The sequence below is a fragment of the Streptomyces sp. NPDC003032 genome, from assembly GCF_053591415.1.
Genome location: NZ_JBSFTT010000031.1, coordinates 81,699 through 103,589 on the forward strand (window position 1 = coordinate 81,699; position 21,891 = coordinate 103,589).

The window sequence follows — 21,891 nt, forward strand, 5'->3', positions numbered from 1 at the left end:
CAACAATCACCCAGTTACCGCATCAATACGTCTATCGACCATAGCGTGATCAGACTTTTGGACAGCGCAAGGATGCAAATGGGTGAAAGCCCCCTGGCTCGCGCAACCTCTGGCCCGGCTCGGCGGTTGGGTCCGGCGTCGGCACCCAGACCGGGTGCTATATCCCCCGGGAAGGAGAGCTCAGCAAAATGAACTCTAAGAACAAGAAGGTGCTGGCCGGGTCCATGCTGACCCTGGCGGCGACCGGTATGGCTATTACTCCGGCCATGGCCGATGAGGAGACCCACGGTCACTACTCGCAGAACATCGAGGTCATCCGCGACATCTGCCCGACCGTTCAGGACATCGACGTCATCACTGTCGAGGTGCTGGACGAGGCCCGCGCCTTCCAGTGCAACGAGATCCGCCAGAAGTCGCACGTCAAGGACGACTCCTCGGCTCCCGCGCTGCCGATTCTGGGTACGGTCGTCAACTGAGGTTCTGCGTCTGAGTCTCTGCCGGGCCGGCACCGAGCACCAGAACAACCAGGTACCACGCGTACGTCAGCGGCACTGTGAGGGTGACCACTACCTGGTAGATCTGGGGCAGGTATCGGGCTCAGTGGAATCCGGCGTTTGCCCCGGGACACGGAGGAATATCCTCCGCGTCCCGGGGCACAGCTTTTTCCGAATCCAGAACACGAATCCAGCAAAGCAATGCCGACCAAAGAGCCATTGTCGGCCAAAGGAATGCCGGAGCGGCGCGCCCGGAATGGGGCGCCGCTCCGGCAACCGGGGCGTTCGCGTGTGTCAGCCGCGCACCCGGCGCACCGGCAGGAGGCACCGGGTGCTGGTCGCCACCATGTGCTCGTCCGAGACGAAGGCCCGCAGCTGCTCCGCACCGACGGGCTTTCCCTGCACGACTTCCGGCCACGGACGCGTCGCGCAGATCAGGAAGGCCATGCCGCTCTCGTGGGCCGCCTGCTGCCACTGCGGGGAGACCGGGCACTGGACATGCAGGAAGGGCAGGCTGAGCACCGCTTGACCGGCCTCCACCAGCAGCGAGACCGAACCACGTGTCTCACGCGTGAGGTCGGTCACCGTGCCGCCGGTCGAGAGACCGGCCTTCTCCAGCTCGGCCCGCAGCGCCTCCGCGCCCGCTTCCGGCCCGTCACGGCCGTCCCCCCGGGAACACACCAGGAGGAACGGCGTCACGGGGCCGTCCGAGTCGGCCGCGGGTCCGTTGGCCCACGGGGTGATGACGAGGGTGCCCAGGAGGGAGCCCTGCTGTTCTGGCTTTACGGCAGTGGAAGAGGTCATGTCCGCGGATGCTAGTGGCGTCTTCATGGGCGTTCGGGGGTGTTTACACCCGTTCGGCCGATGCCTGGGACGGTGATTCCCCCGGCCGGGTAACCGATCCCCGTTGTCAGTGGCCGCTGACAGAATCGGCGGGAGTCGATCAGGAGGTCGGGCATGACAGTTCTCGACGCGCGGGATCCACTGGCCGTCGCGGTGACCGGGGCGATCCGCACGGGTGACGTCCGCGCACTCCAGGAACTGCTCGATGCCGACCCCGGCCTCGCCTCCGCCGGGATCAGGCAGGACGGCGAGGCCGCGGGGACGCGCAGCCTGCTGCACATCGCCACGGACTGGCCGGGGCACTTCCCCGCGGGGCCCGAGGTCATCGCCGCCCTGGTCGCGGCGGGTGCCGACCCGGACGCCCGCTTCGTCGGCGCCCACGCGGAGACGCCCCTGCACTGGGCGGCCAGCAACGACGACGTGGCGGCACTGGACGCCCTGATCGCCGCCGGCGCGGACATCGAGGCGAGCGGCGCGGTCATCGGGGGCGGCACGCCGCTGGCCGACGCACGCGGGTTCGGCCAGTGGCGGGCGGCACGGCGGCTGCTGGAGCACGGGGCGCGGACCACCTTGCAGGACGAGGCGACGCTCGGCCTCCTCGACCGCGTCCGGACCCGCCTGACGGCACACCCGCCGACCGGCGACGACCTCGACACGGCCTTCTGGGGCGCCTGCCACGGCGGCCAACTGGCCACCGCCCGCTATCTCCTGGAGCGGGGAGCCGCGCTCGACCGGGTCGGGTACGACGACATGACCCCGCTGGACATCGCGGTCGCGGCGGGCGCCGACGAGGTCGCGGCGTGGCTGCGGGAGCGGGGCGCGAGAAGAGGGGCGGAGCTGTGACACCGCCGACCACCGTCCCGCCCGTCCCGCCCGTCCCGCCCGTCTCGCCCGTCTCGCCCGTCCTCACGACCGCGCGGCTGGTCCTGCGGCCCATCGAGCGCGCTGACGTGCCGCAGCTGTCCCGGCTCTGGACGGATCCCGAGGTACGGCGCCATCTCGGTGGGCCCGTGGCCGAGGACGTGGTGCGCGAGCGGGAGCGGCGGTGCGTGGGGGCCCCGGGTGCCTTCACCGTCGTACGCGCGCGGGATCACGTCGTGCTCGGCCTGGTGACCGTGGAGCCCGCGGCACGGCAGGGGTGTGCGGAGATCTCGTACCAACTGCTGCCGGAGCACTGGGGGCGCGGTTACGCACGCGAGGCGGTGGGCGCGGCGGCGGCGCGGGCTCTGGCGTCCGCGAGCGGCGGCACCGATGTCGTCGCGGTGACCCAGGAGGCGAACTCCCGGTCCCGGCAGCTGCTCGAAGCGCTCGGCGCGCGGGTGGTGGAGCGGTTCGTCGAGTGGGGAGAACCGCAGGTGCTCTACTCCTTCGGCTCCCGTGACTTCTCCGAGGGCTCTCGCGTCGCGCCTCGCTGAGCTGTGAGCCGGGATGTGAGCCGGGATGCGGGCCGGGATGTGAACCAGGGTGCGGGCCGGGATGTGAGCCCGCCCCGCGGACGCCGCGGCCGATGAGGCTCACCGCCGCGATCTGCGCGGGCGAGGCGATGTAGTGCCGGTGAGCTGCTGAGCCCCGTGGGCACGCGGCGGGGCTTACCGGCAAGGCAGTTCACGGCGTCTGCGTATCGGCGAGAGGGAGGACGCGGAAGTCGGGGACGCCCCAGGGGATCCCGCCCCGGCCGCTGCCCCCCACCCTCTTTGGCTCCTGCTCAGCCCCACCCCCGCGAGCACCACCACCATGCCGACGACGACCCGCGGACCGATCTCCTCGCCGAGCACGAGCGCGCCGAGCGCGACCGAGACCACCGGCAGCAGATAGCCGACGCCGGCGGCGGCGGTGGGGCCCTCGTCCGCGATGAGCCGGGAGTTGAGGTGGAAGGTGATGCCCGTGCCGAGCGTGCCCAGGACGACGACCGCGACGATCGCGGTGAGCGTCGGGGACGACGAACCGGCCGGTGCGGCGGGCAGGGCGAGCGTGGTCAGCCCGGTCGCCGCGAGCAGCTGGGCGGCGGAGAGTGCGAGCGGCGCCGAGTCGCGGGCGATGAGGTGTCGGGCCATGTAGGCGAAGGCGACGGCGTAGCTGACCGCCGCGGCGAGCAGCGCGAGCGCCCCCCAGCTCGCGAGCCCCGTCCGCTGCCAGGGCGCGAAGATCAGCAGCGTGCCCGCGAAGCCGAGCAGCAGACCGACGAGGCGGAGCGGGCCGAGCCGGCGTTCGGTGCGCAGCGTCAGGCCGATGGCGAGGGACCACAGAGGGGTGGTGGCGTTCAGTACGCCGGCGACGCCCGAGTCGACGGTCTGCTCGCCGAGGCCGAAGAGGAAGAACGGCAGGGCGTTGCAGAAGAAGGCGGCCACGACAAGGTGCCCCCAGACCTTGCGGTCGCGCGGCATCCGCTGCCCCGCCGCGCGGGCCAGGACGAGCAGGACGGCCGCGCCGAGCGCGCACCGGATGACCGTGAGGTGCAGGGGCGCGAGCCCGCCGTTGAGGGCCATCTTGATCCAGAGGAAGCCGGAGCCCCAGAGGAGGGCGAGGACGGCCATGCGGACGGGGGTGGCGCGGGGGCCGCTGAGCACGGTTCGCCTCCAAGCTCGGGATGATCGGGGCACAGGCGTACGCCCCTCCCTCTACGGTCCAGTGAGCCGACTCGTAAGACAAGCGAAAAGATCTGGAGCCAGAATTAAGCGGCGCTGCACAGTACTGCCACACTGGGGCCATGCTTGATATGCGGCGCATGCAGATCCTTCGGGCGGTGGTCACCAGCGGTTCGGTCACCGCGGCGGCCCGGAATCTCGGGTACACGCCCTCGGCCGTCAGCCAGCAGATGGCGGCCCTGGAGAAGGAGGCGGGCATCGCGCTCCTGGAGCGGAACGGCCGCGGGGTGCGCCCCACGGACGCGGGGCGCGTGCTCACCGAGTACGCGACGGTCATCGGCCGGCACGCCGCCGAGGCGGAGACCGCGCTCGCCGAGCTGCGGGCGGGGCGGACGGGCCGCGTCTCGATGCGGTACTTCGCCACGGCCGGGGCGCCCCTCGTCGCCCCGGCGCTCGCCGCGCTGCGACGCGAACAGCCCGGGGTGCGGGTGGAGTTGAAGCTCTACGAGCCGGACGACCCGGTCTCGGAGGTGAAGGCGCGGCGGGCCGACCTGGCACTGGTGGTCAGGCCCCGGGGCCAGACGGCGGTGGACGGCGTCCGGTTCGTGCATCTGCTGGACGACCGGTACCGCGCGGTGCTCCCGCGCGGCCACCGGCTGGCCGACCGGCAGGTCCTTGACCTGACGGACCTCGCCGAGGAGCCCTGGGTCGCGGGCGAGACGCCGGGACCGTGCCTGGACCCGGTGCTCGACGCCTGCGCGGCGGCCGGTTTCACCCCGGACTTCGTGGTGGAGAGCGGCGACTACGCCACGGCCCAGGGCTTCGTCGCCGCCGGCCTCGGAGTCAGCCTCGTCCCCGAACTGGGCCTGGCCACCGGGCACCGTCCCGACGTGGTCGTACGAGAGGTCAGGGGCCCCGAACCGGTCAGAGCGATCCACGCCGCGGTACGGGCGGCGTCACCGGTCCAACCGGCACTGCGGGGGCTACTGGAGGCGTTGCGGGCCGCGGCGTCGGTGGCCGTGGGGTAGGGGTGGTGGGGAGGCGGCGCCCGGCGGGGGCGGTGCGGAGTCGGAGGCCGTGCTTCCCGAAAACGTCTGGCCACACCACCGGCGAAGAACCGCTCACGGCATCCCCGCACTGACCAGCGGCGCCGCATAGCACCGCAAGGACACCCGCTGCCCCGGCCCCCACTCCTGCTCCACGACGGCCAGCAGCTGCCAGCCCAGGCGTTCGTAGAGCGCCGCCGCCGAGGCGTCGGAGGAGACCACGTCCAGGACCGGATGCAGGCCGCGCGCCCGCGCCTCCCGCACCGCCCGGCCCATCAGCAGCGCGCCGACGCCGTGGCCGCGCGCGTCCGGCGCCACGAAGAGGCGGCTGACCACCGCCGTCGCCTCGGCGTCCACGCCCGCGCGCTCGCTCCACACCCCGGGCGCCGCGTCCCCCGCCGTGCTCCGGGACAGCGCCACGTGCCCGACGACCCGCCCGTCGAGCTCCGCCACCCAGGCGCCGAACGCGCCGGCACCGGCCAGCCAGTCGGCGGGCTCGGCAGGCCAGTTGACGGGGTAACCGTCGGTCTTGTGGACCAGGGCGAGCACACCGACGCACGTCTCCAGCTCACGCTCACCGGCCCGCTCCCGTACCCGTACCCGTACCCGCAGAACAGGATGGCCATCGGCCGCGTCAGCGGCACGGTCTCGTCTCATCGGGGCATGGAAGCACAGCGGCACGGACGAGCAGCCCATCACCGAGGAGATGCCCCCGCGTCCCCGGCGTGAGCGTCACCACTGCCCGGCACCGGTTCGGTGACGTCCCGCAGCAGCAGGGCCGCGAGGGCGAGCGCGGCGCCGCGTGACGAGGTGAGGTCGAGGCCGGTCAGGGACGAGACGCGGGCGAGCCGGTTGTCGACCGTGTTCGGATGCAGGCTGAGCCGGCGCGCGGTCGCCCGGCGGTCCTGCCGCAGCTCCAGATGGGCGCGGAGGGTCTCGATCAGCTCGGGCCGGTCGGCGACCGGTTCGAGCAGCGCGGCTATCCGGTCGCTGCCGGCGCTGGGCCGGGACAGGTGGTATTCGAGCAGTACGTCGTCGAGCCGGTGCAGGCCGGGCGGGCGGCCGCAGGCACGGGCGACCCGTACGACCTCCTCGCCGGTGCGGGCGGCCCGCGGGATCTCCGCGACGGAACCGGCCACCGTGGCACAGACACGCAGCCCCGGACCGCAGAACTCCCTCAGTCCGGCCACCAGTTCAACGGGTACGTCGACGACACCCGGGACGAGCGCGTGTCCGCCCGCGCCCTCCATGAGCGTCAGCACGGCGACGCCGAACGCCCGGTCCAGCGTGGCCTGCAGCCGCCGCACGAGCCGCCGCACGGCGACGGGCCGCCCCGCCCCGCCCCCTGCCGAGGGCGCCCACAGAAACAGCACGAGCGCACCCTCTTCGTAGGGCGCCGCGGCCTCCCCGTCCCTGGGCCGGGACCCCGACAGCAGCGCCCGCGCCAACGACCGGCGCTCCTCCCGGCGTTCGGCCACGATGGCGGCCTGCTCGTCGAGATAGGTCTCGGTGACGGCGGCCACGACACGCTCCTGTACGCCGAAGAGGTAGTCGCTCAGCTCGGCGAGCGCGGCCTCCTCGCCGGGCAGGGTGGCGTCCCGCAGCGCGCGCCACAGCACCTGCGTACCCAGGCAGTGCGTGCTGAGCAGCAGGTGCAGCGGCATGCCCTCGTCCGCGCGCTGGGCGGCACGCACCCGGAAGTACTCGTGGTCGCCCGGCGCCTCGCCGGTGCCCGCGACCCGGTCGAGGAAGAGCCGCAGCCCGTGCCGCGCGGTGGCGGCGATCTCGACGTCCCGCACGTCAGACGGCAGCTCGCCGTAACCGCGCAGCCGCGCGAAGGCGTCCCGCGTCATGCGCCGCGCCAGCTCGTTCACGCGGGGCTCGCACCGCGCGGCGATCGCGCGCGCCGCGCGGCCGACCGACGGGCCCGACGCGTCATCCACGTACGCATCCGCCACGTACGCATCCGAGACGTGCGCATCCGAGACGTGCGTATCCGAGACGTGCGCATCTGCCACGTACTCGTCCGCCACATACTCGTCCGAATACGCGTCCGAACCACTGGTCACCATGCCTCGCCACACTAACCAACCGCACGAACCGCTCAGGCCAGTCCGACAAGGTCCCGATAGTCGGGGCCCCACAGATCCTCGTCCCCGTCCGGAAGCAACAGGACCCGGTCCGGCCGCAGCGCGTCGATCGCGCCCTCGTCGTGCGTGACCATCACGATGGCCCCGGGATACGTCCCCACGGCACCGAGGACCTCGTCCCTGGAGGCCGGGTCGAGGTTGTTGGTGGGCTCGTCGAGCAGCAGGACGTTCGCGCCCGAGTGGACGAGCCCGGCCAGCGCGAGCCGGGTCTTCTCGCCGCCGGAGAGGACGGCGGCGGGCTTGTCGGCATCGTCCCCGCCGAAGAGGAAGGACCCCAGCACGCGCCGCACCTCGCCGTCGGTCAGCTGCGGGGCGGCGCCCGCGAGGTTCTCCCGCACGCTCTTCGCGCCCTCCAGGGTGTCGTGCTCCTGCGCGAAGTACCCGAGCCGCAGCCCGGGCCCTGCGACGACGCGCCCCTCATCAGGCCGTTCACGCCCGGCGAGCAGCCGCAGCAGCGTGGTCTTCCCGGCCCCGTTCAGCCCGAGGACGACGAGCCTGCTCCCCCGGTCGACGGCCAGATCGACGCCGGTGAGGACGCGATGGGACCCGTACGACTTGGTGAGGCTGACCGCGCCGAGCGGCATCCGGCCGCACGGCGCGGGCTCGGGCAGCCGGATCCGCGCGACCTTCTCACCGCGCCGCACCGGCTCCGTCCCGGCGAGCATGCGCTCGGCACGCCGGTCCATGTTCTTCGCCGCGGTGGCGGTCGCGACGTGCGAGCGCATCTTGTCGGCCTGGGCGCGCAGCGAGGCGGCCTTGCGCTCGGCGTTGGCGCGTTCGCGGGTACGCCGCCGCTCGTCGGCCGCCCGCTGGGCGAGGTAGGTGTGCCAGCCGGTGTTGTGTACGTCGATGGCGGCGCGCCGTGGGTCGAGGTGGAAGACGCGGTTCACCGTGTCGGCGAGGAGCCCGGTGTCGTGGCTGATGAGCACGAGACCACCGGGATACGACGACAGGTAGCCGCGCAGCCAGCCGACCGAGTCGGCGTCGAGGTGGTTCGTCGGCTCGTCGAGAAGCAGCGTGTCGTGCTGCGAGAAGAGGATCCGGGCCAGCTCGACGCGGCGCCGCTGACCGCCCGACAGCTCGCCGACGGGCCGGCGCAGCGTCCGCTCCGGCAGCCCGAGCCCGGCGGCGACCCGGGCGGCCTCCGCCTCTGCGGCGTAACCGCCGCGCGCCTGGAACCGGTCGTCCGCGCGGACGTAGGCGGCCATGGCCCGCTCCTGCGCGGCCGGGCTCGTGGCGTCCGCCATGGCGGCCTCGGCGGTACGCAGCGCGGCGACCGCCTCGTCCAGGCCGCGGGCGGACAGGACGCGGTCGGTGACGGTGACGGCCGGGTCGGCGGCGCCCGGGTCCTGGGCGAGATGGCCGACGGAGCCGGTACGGGTGACGGTGCCGGCCGCGGGGGCCGTCCCGCCCGCGAGGATCTTCATCAGGGTGGTCTTGCCGGCGCCGTTGCGGCCGACCAGACCGATGCGGTCGCCGGGGGCGATGTGGAAGTCGACGCCGGACAGCAGAAGGCCGGCGCCGACGCGTACGTCGATGCCTCGTACGGTGATCATGAGGTAACGCTCCGCAATAGCGAATGGACACACGGGTGGCGTGAGAGCGGTGTCCTGGCTAGGAGATGCGGGGCGTAGACATACCGCGAGGCTACTGGCGGCACGCCATCCCTCGCACGGCATTTTCTCCACCACCGCGCAGCGCCCCCGCGATACGCCCGTGCGATACGCCCGCCGCCGAGAGATCATCGAGCCATGGACGTCACCCTTCACCTCGCCCAGCAGCCGGAGGCCGACGAGCTCCTGGGCCGCAGTCCGCTGGCCGCGCTGGTCGGGATGCTGCTCGACCAGCAGGTGCCCATGGAGTGGGCGTTCGCGGGCCCGTACACGATCGCCCGGCGGATGAACGCCCCGGACCTGGACGCGCACGAGATCGCCGCGTACGACGCCGAGGACTTCGCCGCGATCCTCTCCGCCAAACCGGCGGTCCACCGCTACCCCGGCTCCATGGCCATGAGGATCCAGCAGCTCTGCCAGTACCTGGTGGATCACTACGACGGTGACGCCACCGCCCTCTGGCGGGACGCCACCACCGGCGAGGAACTCCTCGGACGCCTCAACGACCTGCCCGGCTTCGGCAGACAGAAGGCCCAGATCTTCCTGGCCCTTCTCGGCAAACAGCTGGGCGTACGCCCCAAGGGATGGCGCGAGGCCGCCGGCGACTACGGCCCGCCCAAGGCGTACCGCTCCGTCGCGGACATCACGGGCCCGGAGTCCCTCCACAAGGTCCGCGCCCACAAACAAGAGCTGAAGGCCGCGGCGAAGGCGGCGAAGGCCGCGAAGCCCAAGGCCAAGCCCAGACCCAAACCCACCGGGCCCTGACCCCGGCCCTGGCCCCCGCCCCAGCCCCAGCCCCAGCCCCAGCCGCAACCCTGTCTCCAGCCGTCACCCGACCACCGCCACTGACTCGTTCGAGCGGTTCCCGCTCCCCGGCGTGGACGACTTCGGCCGACTTTCGCTCACTTCCGCGCCTGTTCCGGGCTTGAGTGTTCCCGGTTTGCACCGGTTTACCGCGTCTTTTCCCGGACCCGCACTCCGTCGCCATGGCTGCGCCCGGAGAGTCTTGACCGGTAGGCTTTCCGTGTGATCTTCAAGCGCATCGGAAACGGCCGGCCGTACCCCGACCACGGCCGGGAAAGCACCCGGCAGTGGGCGGACGTCGCGCCGCGCCCGGTCCGCCTCGATCAGCTCGTGACGACCAAGGGCCAGCTCGACCTCGAAACGCTGCTCGCCGAGGACTCGACGTTCTACGGCGACCTCTTCGCGCATGTCGTGAAATGGCAGGGCGACCTCTACCTGGAGGACGGGCTGCACCGCGCCGTCCGCGCCGCTCTCCAGCAGCGCCAGGTGCTCCACGCGCGCGTACTCGAACTGGGCTGACCGCCAGGACCGACTCAGCACCACGACGCAGCACCACGGCGCAGCGCCACATCGTCGGCCCCATTGGGCCTTTCGGGTTGGACTGCCCCCCGGACGATGATCATCTAGTAGGCATCGCCGCCACGCCGCACTACGCTGCGCCCATGAGCATGCTCACTCCCCCCGGCATGGGCGGCAAATACCGCATCACGGGAGCCAAATATCCGCGGATGCGCCGCACCGGCGGGCGCCGCAGGATCGTGCTCGCGGTCATCGCGTCCGCCGCGGCCATGGGCCTGATCGCCTGGGGCACGCTGCAGCTCATCCACGTATTCACCGGAAGCGGCGACAAGGCGTCGGCCGCGGCACCGGTCACCCCGGAGTGCGACAGCAAGCCGGAGCCCGCGGCCACGGCCAGTCCCGGAACGAACGCCGCCCCCAGGGCCAAGCCGCTGCCGAAGCCCGCCCAGATCACCGTCAACGTCTTCAACGCCACGCCACGCAGCGGCCTCGCCAAGAGCACCGCGGACGAGCTGAAGAAGCGCGGCTTCGCCATCGGCGACGTCGGCAACGCGACGGAGCAGTTCGACAAGAAGGTCAAGGGCGCCGGGATACTGCTCGGCGCCAAGACGGCCGCCGACACCGCGCTCCCCGTACTCGGCACGCAGCTCGCGGGCGCCGAGCGCAAGACCGACGACCGCGAGGGCGGCGAGGTCGACCTGATCATCGGTACGCGTTTCAAGGATCTGGCCAGAAAAGAGGACGCCGACAAGGCCTTGGCGGAACTCACCAAGCCCATGCCGACGCCCACGCGCCCCAGCGGCGGAAAGAACTGCTGACCGCGGCTACTCCGCCGTGCCGTACATCCGGTCGCCGGCGTCGCCGAGACCGGGCACGATGTAGCCCTGCTCGTTGAGTCGCTCGTCGACCGACGCCGTCACGACCGTCACCGGCGTGCCGGCGAGCTCGCGCTCCATGACCTCGACGCCCTCGGGGGCGGCGAGCAGCACCACGGCGGTCACGTCGTCGGCGCCGCGCTTGATGAGCTCCCGGATCGCCGCGACGAGCGTGCCGCCCGTGGCGAGCATCGGGTCCAGGACGTACACCTGGCGCCCGGAGAGGTCCTCGGGCATGCGCGTCGCGTACGTGGAGGCCTCCAGGGTCTCCTCGTTGCGGATCATGCCGAGGAAGCCCACCTCGGCGGTGGGCAGCAGCCGCACCATGCCGTCGAGCATGCCGAGGCCGGCACGCAGGATCGGCACGACCAGCGGACGCGGGTACGACAGCTTGACGCCCGTCGTCCTCGTCACCGGGGTGTCGATGTCGACCTGCTCCGTGCGCACGTCCCGGGTGGCCTCGTACGCGAGCAGGGTGACCAGCTCGTCGGCGAGGCGCCGGAAGGTCGGGGAGTCGGTGCGCTTGTCGCGCAGCGTGGTGAGTTTGTGCGCCACCAGCGGGTGGTCGACGACGTGGATCCGCATGGCATCAACAGTAACCGGGCCCGGCCCCCCGCCCCGCGCTGGCATCAACACGGCCGACCCGGGGAAGGTGGGGACGTACGAACCAAGGTGGTGTGGCCCATGGCGGAGCGCGAAGCGGAACCGGAAGACGAGACCAACGCCGAGCGCCGCCGGCGCCGAGCCCAGTTCCTGCGGGAACGCACCGAGGCCATCGAGCTGCGCGACCGCGTCAAGCCGCGCCGCGCCCGGGCGGCACGGATGCGTCAGCAGATGCGCATGCGTACGTTCCGCTGGTGACCGGCCGTGACCGGCCCGGTGTGCGGCGGGCCCCGCGAGGGCCCCGGACGAACCCGACGCGGACACAGCGGCCCGAAGACCTCTCCTGACGGCCCTGTTTCTGCCACGATTCCGAATGGGCGGGTCTCGGCACAGCGATCCCCGCTCCCCGACCTCGCCGGGGGGACCCCAAACCGCCAACCGGCACTGCCTATGACCAGTGGGAGAGTCACGGTGTACTTCGCCGCACTGCTCGCGCGCACCGAAGACGGGTGGGAAGCGAGCGACACGGAGCTCGACGATGTGGAGACCCTGGCGGATCTGGCCGAACTGGCCCGTGAAGCCACGGCCGACTACGACGACGACACAGTGCTCGTCTTCATCGAACAGGAAGAAGCGTGGTTCGGCGTCGTCCGCGTGGACGGCGAGGAGGACCCTCGTATCTATGTCTCGGACGCGGCCGCGGCCGCCCGCAGCTCGTACGGGGAGATCCTCCTCACCGACGAGATGCTCGGCCGCGATCCGGGCGCCGACGACACGGTCGCCGACCTGGAGGCCCTCGACCTCGACGGTACGGAGGACGGAGAACCAGAACCGGAGGAATCCGCCGACGACGGGGACGAGGGGCCCGCCGAGACCGGCGACGCGGTGCCCCCGGGCCCGCTCGGCGACTCGGAGATCCTCACCGACCTCGGCGTGCCGGAGAAGGACCTGCTGGGCCTCCGGCCCGGCGACGCCCTCAACGAGATCGCCGAGATCCTCGGCGCGGCGGAGGTGCTGGAGACCGTCCGCTAGGTTCCCCGGTGTGGACCACCTCACCGCAAACGGACCCGAACGCGAACCCGGACACCGACCCGATCCCGTACGCGACCACTGGCGGGCGCCCATGCGGCTCGCCCTGGCCGAGGCCGAGCTGGCAGGGAGGGGCGGTGACGTTCCCGTCGGTGCCGTCGTGCTGGCTCCGGACGGCACGACGGTGCTCGCGGTCGGGCACAACGAACGGGAGCTGACCGGCGACCCCACCGCGCACGCGGAGGTGGTCGCCATCCGCGAGGCCGCCGCCGGGCTCGGGCAGTGGCGGCTCACCGGTTGCACGCTCGTCGTGACGCTGGAGCCCTGCACGATGTGCGCGGGCGCGATCGTGCAGTCCCGCGTCGACCGGGTCGTCTACGGCGCGCGGGACGAGAAGGCCGGGGCGGTGGGCTCGCTCTGGGACGTCGTACGCGACCGACGGCTCAATCACCGGCCCGAGGTCATCCACGGAGTCCTCGCGGAGGAGGCCTCCGGGCTTCTCACTCGCTTCTTCCGCGAGGGCCGCCGGGCCCGCTGAACCGGGCCTCCGGGGAAGCCTCCGGTGGCGGCGTGCGAAGCGGATTTCTGACCACGGCCCATCTTGGGCTAGAGTTCTTCTCGGTAGCGTGTCCGAGCGGCCGAAGGAGCTCGCCTCGAAAGCGAGTGAAGGGTAACCCCCTTCCGTGGGTTCAAATCCCACCGCTACCGCTCTTGATACGAAGGGCCCGTCCATCCGGACGGGCCCTTCGTCGTTCCGCAAAGGGCCTCTGCCGTCGGGCCGTTGGTCCTCAAAAGCCCTGTGAGTGTGCTCCGGGATAGACTCACCGCCGTCACAGGGGTCACACGGGGCGCGGGTAAGGGGAGGCCAGATCGTGGCAGTGCAGTGGAAGAAGCTCGGCCTCTTCGTGGTGGTCGTCTTCGTGCTCTACGTGATCATCACTGACCCCGCCAAGGCCGCCGACTACGTGCAGATAGGGTTCGAAGGCGTTTCGAGCGCCGCTCAGAGCATCGGCGACTTCATGACGTGGGTGGCCAACGGAGGCAAGGACTGAGCGGCCGCCGAAGCCGCCGAGGCCGTCAAGCCCCAGCCCTCTCCAAGGAGTGCCCGTGATCCGCCATCTGGTCCTCTTCAAGCTCAACGACGGTGTGCGGCGCGACGAGCCGCGCGTGGTCGAGGGCGTCAAGGCCTTCCGCGCCCTCGGCGGACAGATCCCCGAGCTGACGTTCTGGGAGTGCGACTGGAACATCACCGACCGCCCCATCGCGTACGACTTCGCCATCAACTCGGCGGTCGAGGACACCGATGCGCTGAAGCGGTACATCGAGCACCCCGCCCACCAGGCGGGCGTCGCGCTGTGGCGGGAGTTCGCCACGTGGGTGATCGCCGACTACGAGTTCTGACGACGTCTGAGCCGCCCGATCGAGCAGCTCTCCGAACGGCCCCGCACCGCTACGGTGCGGGGCCGTTCCGCGTCCCCGGCCTCAACTTGCCCCTCAACACGTAGTTATCGGGTGCTTGCACACAGTGCACATGTCTTGTGATGCTATGACCGCTTTTGATGGATGAGTTGACCGAGCTCGACCGGGCTTGACTGAGAAGGGGTGGCGTTGACCGTGCCGGCCAGTACTGCGCCTGAGGCTCCACCCGCGAAGACCGCGCCGAGCACCGGGAGCACCGGGACCGGAAGCACCCGCGGTGCCGACACCCGGGCCCTCACGCAGGTCCTCTTCGGCCAGCTCAAGGAGCTGGAGCCGGGCAGCCTCGAGCACGGCCGGGTGCGCGGCGCCCTCATCGAGGCCAATCTGCCCCTCGTGCGGTACGCCGCCGCCCGCTTCCGCAGCCGCAACGAACCTATGGAGGACGTCGTCCAGGTCGGGACCATCGGGCTCATCAACGCCATCGACCGGTTCGACCCGGACCGCGGGGTGCAGTTCCCGACCTTCGCGATGCCGACCGTCGTCGGCGAGATCAAGCGGTACTTCCGTGACAACGTACGCACGGTCCACGTGCCGCGCCGTCTGCACGAGCTGTGGGTGCAGGTGACCGGGGCGACCGAGGACCTCACCACCGCCTTCGGCCGCTCCCCGTCGACCGCGGAGATCGCCGAGCGGCTGCGCATCACCGAGGAGGAGGTGCTCGCCTGCATCGAGGCCGGCCGCTCCTACCACGCGACGTCGCTGGAGGCGGCCCAGGAGGGCGACGGGCTGCCCGGCCTGCTCGACCGGCTCGGCTACGAGGACCCCGCGCTCGACGGGGTGGAGCACCGCGATCTCGTACGCCATCTCCTCGTCCAACTGCCCGAGCGCGAACAGCGCATCCTGCTGCTCCGCTACTACAGCAATCTGACGCAATCACAGATCAGCGCCGAATTGGGCGTTTCCCAGATGCATGTGTCGAGACTCCTGGCCAGGAGCTTCGCACGACTTCGGTCCGCAAATCGGATCGAGGCGTAACCGTATCGAGTGGAGTGCCGTCGGGGCCGTTCCCGACGGTACTGCTCGCTGAAAAGCCCCAGACCCCCTCTTTCCTGCACGGATGTCACCCTTGTTTGTCGACAAGTAACTACAGCGTGTTGCCGACATGTGACATTCTGCTGGAACCGCGTTTGCCGTAGCCCCACCTCCGGTATTCAGGTGGAGGCTGCGTTCCTCCGACGGGAGCGCCCGCCGCGACCGTCCGCGACCTCAAGGGGGTGGCATGTCCGCAGACCAGGGCAGCTCGAAGGTGCTCACGCTCACGCTCACCAAGAGCCCGAGCGATTCCGCACCCGACGCGCTTCAGAGCTCAACGGCCCCGGAAGCCATCGACACCAGGACCCTGTCCCGCTCCCTGTTCCTGCGGCTCGCCGCACTCGACCAGGACAGCCCCGAGCGCGTCTACGTACGCGACACGCTCATCGAGCTCAACCTCCCGCTCGTGCGGTACGCGGCGGCCCGCTTCCGCAGCCGCAACGAACCGATGGAGGACATCGTCCAGGTCGGCACGATCGGCCTGATCAAGGCGATCGACCGTTTCGACTGCGAACGGGGCGTGGAATTCCCGACGTTCGCCATGCCGACGGTCGTCGGGGAGATCAAGCGCTTCTTCCGCGACACCAGTTGGTCGGTGCGCGTCCCGCGCCGCCTCCAGGAGCTGCGGCTCGCGCTGACCAAGACCAGCGACGAGCTGGCCCAGCGGCTCGACCGCTCGCCGACCGTGCCCGAACTCGCCATGGCGCTCGGGGTGTCCGAGGAGGACGTCGTCGACGGCCTCGCGGTGGGCAATGCCTACACCGCCTCCTCGCTCGACTCCCCGGCCCCCGAGGACGACGGCGGCGAGGGCTCCCTCGCGGACCGGCTCGGGTACGAGGACTCGGCCCTGGAAGGCGTCGAGTACCGCGAGTCGCTCAAGCCGCTGCTCGCCAAGCTGCCGCCGCGCGAGCGCCGCATCATCATGCTGCGCTTCTTCGCCAACATGACGCAGTCGCAGATCGGCGAGGAGGTCGGCATCTCGCAGATGCACGTCTCGCGGCTGCTCACGCGGACGCTGGCGCAGCTGCGCGACGGCCTCATCTCGGACTGACCCCGGCGCGGCGACTGACCTCCGACCGCCTCCCAACCGCGCGGCGCGTGGCCCGTGTTGCTGACGGTGTTGCTGACGGGGTTCCTAATTGACGACCCGTCAGCCACACTGCCGCCATGCGACGTGGTGTTCGGAACGTGCTCGGTGCGTCGGCGGCCGTGATGTGCCTCGGCGGACTCCTTGCCGCGTGCGGCGGCGAGAGCGGTGACGGCTATGTGGCGACCGGTGCGGTCGGCGCGGGCGGCGCGGCTGGCTCGTCGCCGGGCGCGGCCGTGGGCCCGACCGGCGACGTGAGGCTGATCCCGCTGGACGGGGCCGGCGGCGGTACGAAGGACTCCGGAGGCGGCGCCGAGGACGCTCGCGGCGACTCGGCGGGAGCGCCGCCCGGAGCGGGCGAGGGCGCCCCCGGGAGCAGCGGAGAGGGCGGCAGGGAGGGGAAGCCGCCCACCGCTCAAGGGAGTTCACCGCCCGGTGGCTTGGCGGGGCCGGGCGGCGCCGGCGCCGGGCCGTCGGCGGGGAACCCGGGCGGTCCACCGCCCCCGTCGTCCCCGTCACGCCCATCACCCCCATCGCCCCCGGGCGCGGAGAAGCCTGGCCCCGCCAAGCCACCGGGCGGGCCCGCCGCGCTCAGCGTCGGCGCTCCGGACCGCGAGCCCGCGGACAAGCGCTGGTGCGAGAGAGTGACGGTCACCTTCCGCAACACCGGTGGCTCACCGGTGCGTTCGGGCACGGTCACCTTCGGTACGCACATCATCGGCGCGCTCGGCGTCGACTGGGACACGGTGGAGTCGACCGTACGGCTGCCCGCGCCGATCGCCCCCGGCGGGAAGAAGGAGAAGACCTGGCCGGTGTGCGTGGACGCGTGGCGCGTGCCGCTGGGCATGCGGGTCGAGACGCAGGACGTCTCGGTGGAGTGGAAGTAGCGGGGGCCTTTCGAGGGACCGGGCCCTTCGAGGGGCGTGGGCGTCGAGGTATGTCTGCCGGTGCCTCGTGGTCGCTCGCGCAGTTCCCCGCGCCCCTGACGGGGCGCAGACCTCAGCGCCTTTGCGACCGGCGGGGCAGGGGCGCCCCGATAGGGGCGCGGGGAACTGCGCGACCAGCCACGACGGCCCCGCAGAAGAGAACCACAGCAAGCCCAACGGCGCCCCCCGCCAAAGCGCTGCCGCTACTTAAGCGCGAGCCACGCCACGCCCGCCACGATCACGACCGCGAGGACGACGCCGAGAATGAGGCCGACCCGCGGGCCGGAAGAAGAGGTGGCCGCCTGCCGCTGCCCGCCCCGCGGCGCCTCGTCGACGAAGGCGCGGAACATCTGCGTGCTGCCGGCGGGGTCGGAGTTGCCCTGGGGACCCTGGGGGTTGTGTGCCATGGAGCATGACCCTAGCGAATCCACCGCCCCCGGCCCAACCCCCTCCCGCCTGGGGCTTTACGAGCGCAGCCCCAGAGCTTTGCCGACTCTTTAGGGCGTTGGTCCGGTTTTAGTTTGCCTGCAGCAACCAACTGCTCCTATGGTTGCCCTAAGCAACAAATACCCAGGAGGTGCCGTGGCCGCGCAGCGTCAGTACGAGGAGCTGGCCCGACAGCTCAGCGCCATCGGTGCCGTGAAGCGTGGTCTCGGACGGGGTCTGCCCCACGACTGCCCGGCCGGTTCCGCCGCCGTACTCATCCTGCTCGACCGCCACGGCGCCATGCGGATGAGCAGGCTCGCGGAGCTGCTCGCCGTCGACATGTCGGTGACCAGCCGCCATGTCGCCCATGTCGCGGAGAAGGCGTGGATCGTCCGCGATCCCGACCCCGCCGACAAGCGCTCCCGGATCCTGCGGCTCACGCCCGAAGGCAAGGCCAAGGTCGACGAGCTCTCCGAGCTCTCCATCCGGACGCTCACCCACTACTTGCACGACTGGACCGACGACGAGGTCGTCCAGCTCAGCACGCTGCTCGGGCGCCTGCGCGACAGCTTCGGGGACTGCCGTGCGGCTTCGGCCCGGCTCCCCCACTCCCCCCACGAAGCGCAGACCACTCACGAAGTGCGGACCGCTTCAGAGACCACCCGTACACCCGCGTAAGAAGAGGAAGTCCATGGCAACAACCACACCAGCCGGTGTGCGGGGCAGCCATGCCAAGCACGGAGCCCATCACGACGAGAACGCTCCGATGACGCACCGGCAGATCATGGAAGCGCTGTCCGGGCTGCTGCTCGGCATGTTCGTGGCGATCCTGTCGTCGACGATCGTCTCCAACGCCCTGCCCGAAATCATCGGCGACCTCGGCGGCGGCCAGTCCGCCTACACCTGGGTCGTCACCGCCTCGCTGCTCGCGATGACGGCGACCACCCCCCTGTGGGGCAAGCTCTCGGACCTCTTCAGCAAGAAGGCCCTGGTCCAGATAGCCCTGATCATCTACGTCGGCGGATCGATCGTCGCCGGTCTCTCGCAGAGCGCCGGGATGCTGATCGCCTGCCGTGTCGTCCAGGGCATCGGCGTCGGCGGTCTCTCCGCCCTGGCGCAGATCGTCATGGCCGCGATGATCTCCCCGCGCGAGCGCGGTCGTTACTCCGGCTACCTCGGCGCGACCTTCGCCGTCGCCACCGTCGGCGGACCGCTGCTCGGCGGCGTCATCACCGACACCTCGTGGCTCGGCTGGCGCTGGTGCTTCTACGTCGGCGTGCCCTTCGCGATCATCGCGCTGATCGTCCTGCAGAAGACCCTGAAGCTCCCCGTCGTCAAGCGCGACGTGAAGGTCGACTGGGCCGGCGCCTTCTTCATCAGCGCCGCCGTCTGCCTGCTGCTCGTCTGGGTCACCTTCGCCGGTGACAAGTACGACTGGATGTCGTGGCAGACCGCCGCCATGGTCGGCGGCTCGATCCTGCTCGCGCTGATCTTCGTATTCGTCGAGTCCAAGGCGAACGAGCCGATCATCCCGCTGCGGCTCTTCCGCAACCGCACCATCACGCTCGCCTCGCTGGCCTCGCTCTTCGTGGGTGTCGCGATGTTCGCGGGCACGGTGTTCTTCAGCCAGTACTTCCAGCTGGCGCGGGGCGAGTCGCCGACGATGTCCGGGGTCATGACGATCCCGATGATCGGCGGTCTGTTCATCTCGTCCACGGTGTCCGGCCAGGTCATCACCAAGACAGGCAAGTGGAAGGCATGGCTGGTCAGCGGCGGTGCGCTGGTGACGGCGGGCCTCGGTCTGCTCGGCACCATCCGGTACGACACCGAGTACTGGCACATCGCGATCTTCATGGCCCTGATGGGTCTCGGCATCGGCATGATGATGCAGAACCTGGTCCTGTGCACGCAGAACCAGGTCGCCCCCGAGGACCTCGGCTCCGCCAGCTCCACCGTCACCTTCTTCCGCTCGCTGGGCGGTGCGATGGGTGTCTCGGCGCTCGGCGCGATCATGGCCACGCGGATCACCGACTACGTCAAGGACGGCATCACCGACCTCGGCCCGAAGGCCGCCGCGCAGTTCGGCCACGGGGGTACCGGTGGCGGGGGCATCCCGGACCTGGACAAGATCCCCGAGCCGTTCCGCACGGTGATGGAGAGCGCGTACGGGCACGGCATCGCCGATGTCTTCCTGATCGCCGCGCCGATGGCACTGATCGCCTTCCTGATCACGATCTTCATCAAGGAGGTTCCGCTGCGGACGTCGGGTGCGCTCGCCCAGGGCGCGTCGGGTGGCTCTGGTGCCTCTGGTGACTCTCGTGCTTCGGGTGTCTCTGGTGCCCTTGGTTCCTCGGGCTCTTCGGATTCCTCGGGCAGTGCCGTGCCGGCCTCTGTTGCCTCGCGCGCCGAGGCCTCTGGCGGGGATCTGCCCCCGGTCACGAACGGGATTCCGGTACGCGGCTACGTCCGCGGCGCGGAGAGCGCGCCCGTTCCGCAGGCCGCCGTCACGCTGATCTCCCTCGCGGGACGGCAGCTCGGCCGCGCGGTCGCCCAGGGCGATGGGGCCTACGCCGTCGACGCCCCCGGCGCCGGATCGTACGTGCTCATCGCCTCCGCCGACGGGTTCCAGCCGCAGGCCTCGACCGTCGTCGTGGGCGAGGACGCCCTCTCGTACGACATTCTGCTCAGCGGTACCAGCGGGCTGAGCGGTCTCGTGCGGGACGCGGACAGCAAGCTGCCCGTCAGCGGTGCGATGGTCATCGTGACCGACGTGCGCGGTGACGTGCTCGCCACCGGGCTCTCGGGTGAGCAGGGCGAGTTCACCTTCGCCGAGCTGGTCCCCGGCACCGTCACCATCGCGGTGAACGCCGCCGGACATCGGCCGATGGCCCTGCCCGTCGAGGTCGGCGGGGCCGGGGTCACCCGGGTCGAGGTCGAGCTCAACTCCGGCGCGCAGGTGCTCGGCACCGTCCGTGCGGGGGGCTCGGCGCTGAACGACGCCCGCGTCACGCTGGTGGACGCCGCCGGCAACGTCGTCGCCACCGCGACCACCGGGACGGACGGGGCGTACGCCTTCACCGACCTGGACAGCGGTGAGTACACGGTCATCGCGACCGGGTACCCGCCGGTGGCGACCGGCCTTTCGGTGACCGGCAGCGGCGTCGACGGCCACGACATCGAGCTCGCCCACCCGGGCGAGTGACGACCCCGGCCCGTGGCCGCGCCCCGAGCGGAGGCGTGGCCACGGGCCGGTAGCGGAAAGGGCCCCCGGGCCGGCGGTGGCGTTCACGGCAGGGGACGGCCGGTCACCGCCGGGCCGGGGGTCGTCTGTCTGCTTGGGGCGGCTGCTTGTGGCGGCTGTTTGATGAAGTTTGGACTTTGAGGCCTCTGTGAAGGGGCCCGGCAAGGAGTAAGCGGGAATGGGACTCAACGCTCGGATCCGTACGCGTGACGGGTGGGCCGTGCCTCACGCCGTCGTCACGGTGACCGACATGACCGGGACGCAGGTGCTGCGGGCCGCCGCGGACGGGGAAGGCGTCGTGCGGGACGCGTCAGTGCTCGCGGCGGGGCCCTACACCGTCATCGTCACCGCCGTCGGCTACGCGCCGGTCGCCTCCACCGCGCTCGTCACGGCCAGTGGCCGCGCCGAGGTCGGCAACGTGGTCCTCGCCCGCCAGGGCGGCACGGAACTGCCGCCGCCCGGGCCGTGGACCATCGACCCGGCGCACTCCACCGTGGGCGCTGTCGCCCAGCACCTCGGGATCACCAGCGTGCACGGGCGCTTCCTGGAGTTCGGGGGGCGGGTGGAGATCGCCGAGGACGTGGAGAAGTCACGGGTCGAGGCCGTCATCCGGTCGGCCTCGATCGACACGGGCAACAGCATGCGGGACGGCCACCTGAAGTCGCCGGACTTCCTGGACGTCGACCAGTACCCGGAGATCACCTATCGGTCGAGCGGGCTGACGCCTGCGGGGGCCGACCGGTGGACGGTGAGCGGAGAACTGGGGATGCGTGGTGTCGTGCGGCCTGTCGATCTGGAGCTGAGCTATCTGGGGACCGGGGCGGATCCCTGGGGCGGCACCCGGGCGGCGTTCCGGGCCACGGCTGAGCTGCGGCGGGAGGACTTCGCGATGAACTACAACCAGGTGGTGCAGGCGGGGATCTCGGCGATCGGTACGACGCTGCGGGTGGAACTGGACATCCAGGCTGTGCAGGGGGAGACGGTTCCGGGGGTGTGAGCCGGCGGGGCCTCTTGGGCGGAGCCTGCGCCTTGGGTTCGTCTGTGGGGGCGGGGCCGCGGGGGTATGTGCGTGCTCGCCATCTTGGTGCGGGCGTTGATTTGCTGCTGGGCCAGTTGCCCTACTGTGCTCCGCTCGCACA

25 protein-coding genes and 1 tRNA gene are annotated in these 21,891 nt (G+C 71.2%); 19 read left to right on the forward strand and 7 right to left on the reverse strand.

The features are described 5' to 3' along the window. The first annotated feature begins 188 nt into the window (after positions 1-188). Positions 189-476, forward strand: coding sequence for a hypothetical protein (locus ACWDZ7_RS33215; protein WP_451802160.1), 288 nt, complete (start codon positions 189-191; stop codon positions 474-476). A gap of 312 nt (positions 477-788) precedes the next feature. On the opposite strand, the gene ACWDZ7_RS33220 is transcribed toward ACWDZ7_RS33215, so the two are convergent. After that, the gene (locus ACWDZ7_RS33220) at positions 789-1,298 is read right to left on the reverse strand and encodes a DUF5949 family protein (RefSeq protein WP_451802161.1); all 510 of its coding nucleotides are present in this window, start codon (positions 1,296-1,298) and stop codon (positions 789-791) included. 153 nt (positions 1,299-1,451) lie between these two features. Here ACWDZ7_RS33220 and ACWDZ7_RS33225 point away from each other — a divergent pair, with 153 nt between their 5' ends. Together ACWDZ7_RS33225 and ACWDZ7_RS33230 are read left to right on the forward strand one after the other, a co-directional pair. Beyond that, entirely contained in the window at positions 1,452-2,180 is a 729-nt protein-coding gene (locus tag ACWDZ7_RS33225) for an ankyrin repeat domain-containing protein (protein ID WP_451802163.1), read from the forward strand. Beyond that, entirely contained in the window at positions 2,177-2,752 is a 576-nt protein-coding gene (locus ACWDZ7_RS33230; RefSeq protein WP_451802164.1) for a GNAT family N-acetyltransferase, read from the forward strand. The genes ACWDZ7_RS33225 and ACWDZ7_RS33230 overlap by 4 nt, the downstream gene beginning before the upstream one ends. Positions 2,753-2,926: 174 nt before the next feature. Here the strand turns inward: ACWDZ7_RS33230 and ACWDZ7_RS33235 are convergent, their stop codons facing one another. Next, positions 2,927-3,871: a DMT family transporter gene (locus ACWDZ7_RS33235; RefSeq protein WP_451802200.1), complete on the reverse strand. Its 945-nt coding sequence runs from the start codon at positions 3,869-3,871 to the stop codon at positions 2,927-2,929. A 173-nt stretch (positions 3,872-4,044) separates the two neighbouring features. On the opposite strand from ACWDZ7_RS33235, the gene ACWDZ7_RS33240 reads away from it, so the two are divergent. Beyond that, positions 4,045-4,950, forward strand: a complete 906-nt coding sequence (locus ACWDZ7_RS33240) for a LysR family transcriptional regulator (protein WP_451802166.1) — start codon at positions 4,045-4,047, stop codon at positions 4,948-4,950. A gap of 93 nt (positions 4,951-5,043) precedes the next feature. On the opposite strand, the gene ACWDZ7_RS33245 is transcribed toward ACWDZ7_RS33240, so the two are convergent. Genes ACWDZ7_RS33245 through ACWDZ7_RS33255 form a run of 3 tightly spaced genes read right to left on the reverse strand, consistent with a single transcriptional unit; the run spans position 5,044 to position 8,674 of the window. Continuing rightward, positions 5,044-5,625: a GNAT family N-acetyltransferase gene (locus tag ACWDZ7_RS33245; RefSeq protein WP_451802168.1), complete on the reverse strand. Its 582-nt coding sequence runs from the start codon at positions 5,623-5,625 to the stop codon at positions 5,044-5,046. A 38-nt stretch (positions 5,626-5,663) separates the two neighbouring features. Continuing rightward, complete coding sequence (locus tag ACWDZ7_RS33250) at positions 5,664-7,040, reverse strand: PucR family transcriptional regulator (RefSeq protein ID WP_451802170.1); 1,377 nt, start codon at positions 7,038-7,040, stop codon at positions 5,664-5,666. 32 nt (positions 7,041-7,072) lie between these two features. Further along, positions 7,073-8,674 (reverse strand): ABC-F family ATP-binding cassette domain-containing protein, encoded by a 1,602-nt coding sequence (locus ACWDZ7_RS33255; RefSeq protein ID WP_451802171.1) that lies wholly within the window; start codon positions 8,672-8,674, stop codon positions 7,073-7,075. Positions 8,675-8,869: 195 nt separating this feature from the next. On the opposite strand from ACWDZ7_RS33255, the gene ACWDZ7_RS33260 reads away from it, so the two are divergent. The 3 genes from ACWDZ7_RS33260 to ACWDZ7_RS33270 all read left to right on the forward strand — a co-directional run bounded on the left by ACWDZ7_RS33260 (position 8,870) and on the right by ACWDZ7_RS33270 (position 10,872). Then, positions 8,870-9,496 carry an HhH-GPD-type base excision DNA repair protein gene (locus ACWDZ7_RS33260; RefSeq protein WP_451802172.1) on the forward strand — a complete coding sequence of 209 codons (627 nt, stop codon included), beginning with the start codon at positions 8,870-8,872 and terminating at the stop codon, positions 9,494-9,496. Positions 9,497-9,757: 261 nt separating this feature from the next. Next, entirely contained in the window at positions 9,758-10,054 is a 297-nt protein-coding gene (locus tag ACWDZ7_RS33265) for a type II toxin-antitoxin system VapB family antitoxin (protein ID WP_003955420.1), read from the forward strand. A gap of 143 nt (positions 10,055-10,197) precedes the next feature. Then, on the forward strand, positions 10,198-10,872 hold the full coding sequence (locus ACWDZ7_RS33270; RefSeq protein ID WP_451802174.1) for a LytR C-terminal domain-containing protein: 675 nt from the start codon (positions 10,198-10,200) through the stop codon (positions 10,870-10,872). 6 nt (positions 10,873-10,878) lie between these two features. Here the strand turns inward: ACWDZ7_RS33270 and upp are convergent, their stop codons facing one another. Beyond that, positions 10,879-11,514: a uracil phosphoribosyltransferase gene (gene upp / locus ACWDZ7_RS33275; protein WP_125513831.1), complete on the reverse strand. Its 636-nt coding sequence runs from the start codon at positions 11,512-11,514 to the stop codon at positions 10,879-10,881. A 99-nt stretch (positions 11,515-11,613) separates the two neighbouring features. Between upp and ACWDZ7_RS33280 the strand changes: the two genes are divergently transcribed. The 9 genes from ACWDZ7_RS33280 (at position 11,614) to ACWDZ7_RS33320 (ending at position 17,046) form a co-directional block, all read left to right on the forward strand. After that, a complete protein-coding gene (locus ACWDZ7_RS33280) occupies positions 11,614-11,790 on the forward strand; it encodes a hypothetical protein (RefSeq protein ID WP_451802175.1) in 177 nt (58 codons plus the stop codon). A 213-nt stretch (positions 11,791-12,003) separates the two neighbouring features. Next, positions 12,004-12,564: a tRNA adenosine deaminase-associated protein gene (locus ACWDZ7_RS33285; protein ID WP_451802177.1), complete on the forward strand. Its 561-nt coding sequence runs from the start codon at positions 12,004-12,006 to the stop codon at positions 12,562-12,564. A 91-nt stretch (positions 12,565-12,655) separates the two neighbouring features. Beyond that, the gene (tadA, locus tag ACWDZ7_RS33290) at positions 12,656-13,099 is read left to right on the forward strand and encodes a tRNA adenosine(34) deaminase TadA (protein ID WP_451802201.1); all 444 of its coding nucleotides are present in this window, start codon (positions 12,656-12,658) and stop codon (positions 13,097-13,099) included. An 82-nt stretch (positions 13,100-13,181) separates the two neighbouring features. Beyond that, positions 13,182-13,269, forward strand: a tRNA-Ser gene (locus tag ACWDZ7_RS33295). Between the two features lie 164 nt (positions 13,270-13,433). Next, entirely contained in the window at positions 13,434-13,613 is a 180-nt protein-coding gene (locus ACWDZ7_RS33300) for a hypothetical protein (RefSeq protein WP_055553710.1), read from the forward strand. Between the two features lie 55 nt (positions 13,614-13,668). Next, entirely contained in the window at positions 13,669-13,962 is a 294-nt protein-coding gene (locus ACWDZ7_RS33305) for a Dabb family protein (RefSeq protein ID WP_451802178.1), read from the forward strand. Positions 13,963-14,163: 201 nt separating this feature from the next. Next, positions 14,164-15,015 (forward strand): RNA polymerase sigma factor SigF, encoded by an 852-nt coding sequence (locus ACWDZ7_RS33310; RefSeq protein WP_451516171.1) that lies wholly within the window; start codon positions 14,164-14,166, stop codon positions 15,013-15,015. Positions 15,016-15,259: 244 nt separating this feature from the next. Beyond that, a complete protein-coding gene (locus ACWDZ7_RS33315) occupies positions 15,260-16,123 on the forward strand; it encodes an RNA polymerase sigma factor SigF (protein ID WP_451802180.1) in 864 nt (287 codons plus the stop codon). A 116-nt stretch (positions 16,124-16,239) separates the two neighbouring features. Continuing rightward, a complete protein-coding gene (locus ACWDZ7_RS33320; RefSeq protein ID WP_451802182.1) occupies positions 16,240-17,046 on the forward strand; it encodes a hypothetical protein in 807 nt (268 codons plus the stop codon). 242 nt (positions 17,047-17,288) lie between these two features. Here the strand turns inward: ACWDZ7_RS33320 and ACWDZ7_RS33325 are convergent, their stop codons facing one another. Further along, positions 17,289-17,492: a hypothetical protein gene (locus ACWDZ7_RS33325; RefSeq protein WP_451802184.1), complete on the reverse strand. Its 204-nt coding sequence runs from the start codon at positions 17,490-17,492 to the stop codon at positions 17,289-17,291. 175 nt (positions 17,493-17,667) lie between these two features. Here ACWDZ7_RS33325 and ACWDZ7_RS33330 point away from each other — a divergent pair, with 175 nt between their 5' ends. The 3 genes from ACWDZ7_RS33330 (at position 17,668) to ACWDZ7_RS33340 (ending at position 21,749) form a co-directional block, all read left to right on the forward strand. Continuing rightward, complete coding sequence (locus tag ACWDZ7_RS33330) at positions 17,668-18,189, forward strand: MarR family winged helix-turn-helix transcriptional regulator (RefSeq protein ID WP_451802186.1); 522 nt, start codon at positions 17,668-17,670, stop codon at positions 18,187-18,189. A gap of 13 nt (positions 18,190-18,202) precedes the next feature. After that, entirely contained in the window at positions 18,203-20,713 is a 2,511-nt protein-coding gene (locus tag ACWDZ7_RS33335) for an MFS transporter (protein WP_451802188.1), read from the forward strand. A gap of 217 nt (positions 20,714-20,930) precedes the next feature. Then, the gene (locus ACWDZ7_RS33340; RefSeq protein ID WP_451802190.1) at positions 20,931-21,749 is read left to right on the forward strand and encodes a YceI family protein; all 819 of its coding nucleotides are present in this window, start codon (positions 20,931-20,933) and stop codon (positions 21,747-21,749) included. Positions 21,750-21,891 lie beyond the last annotated feature (142 nt).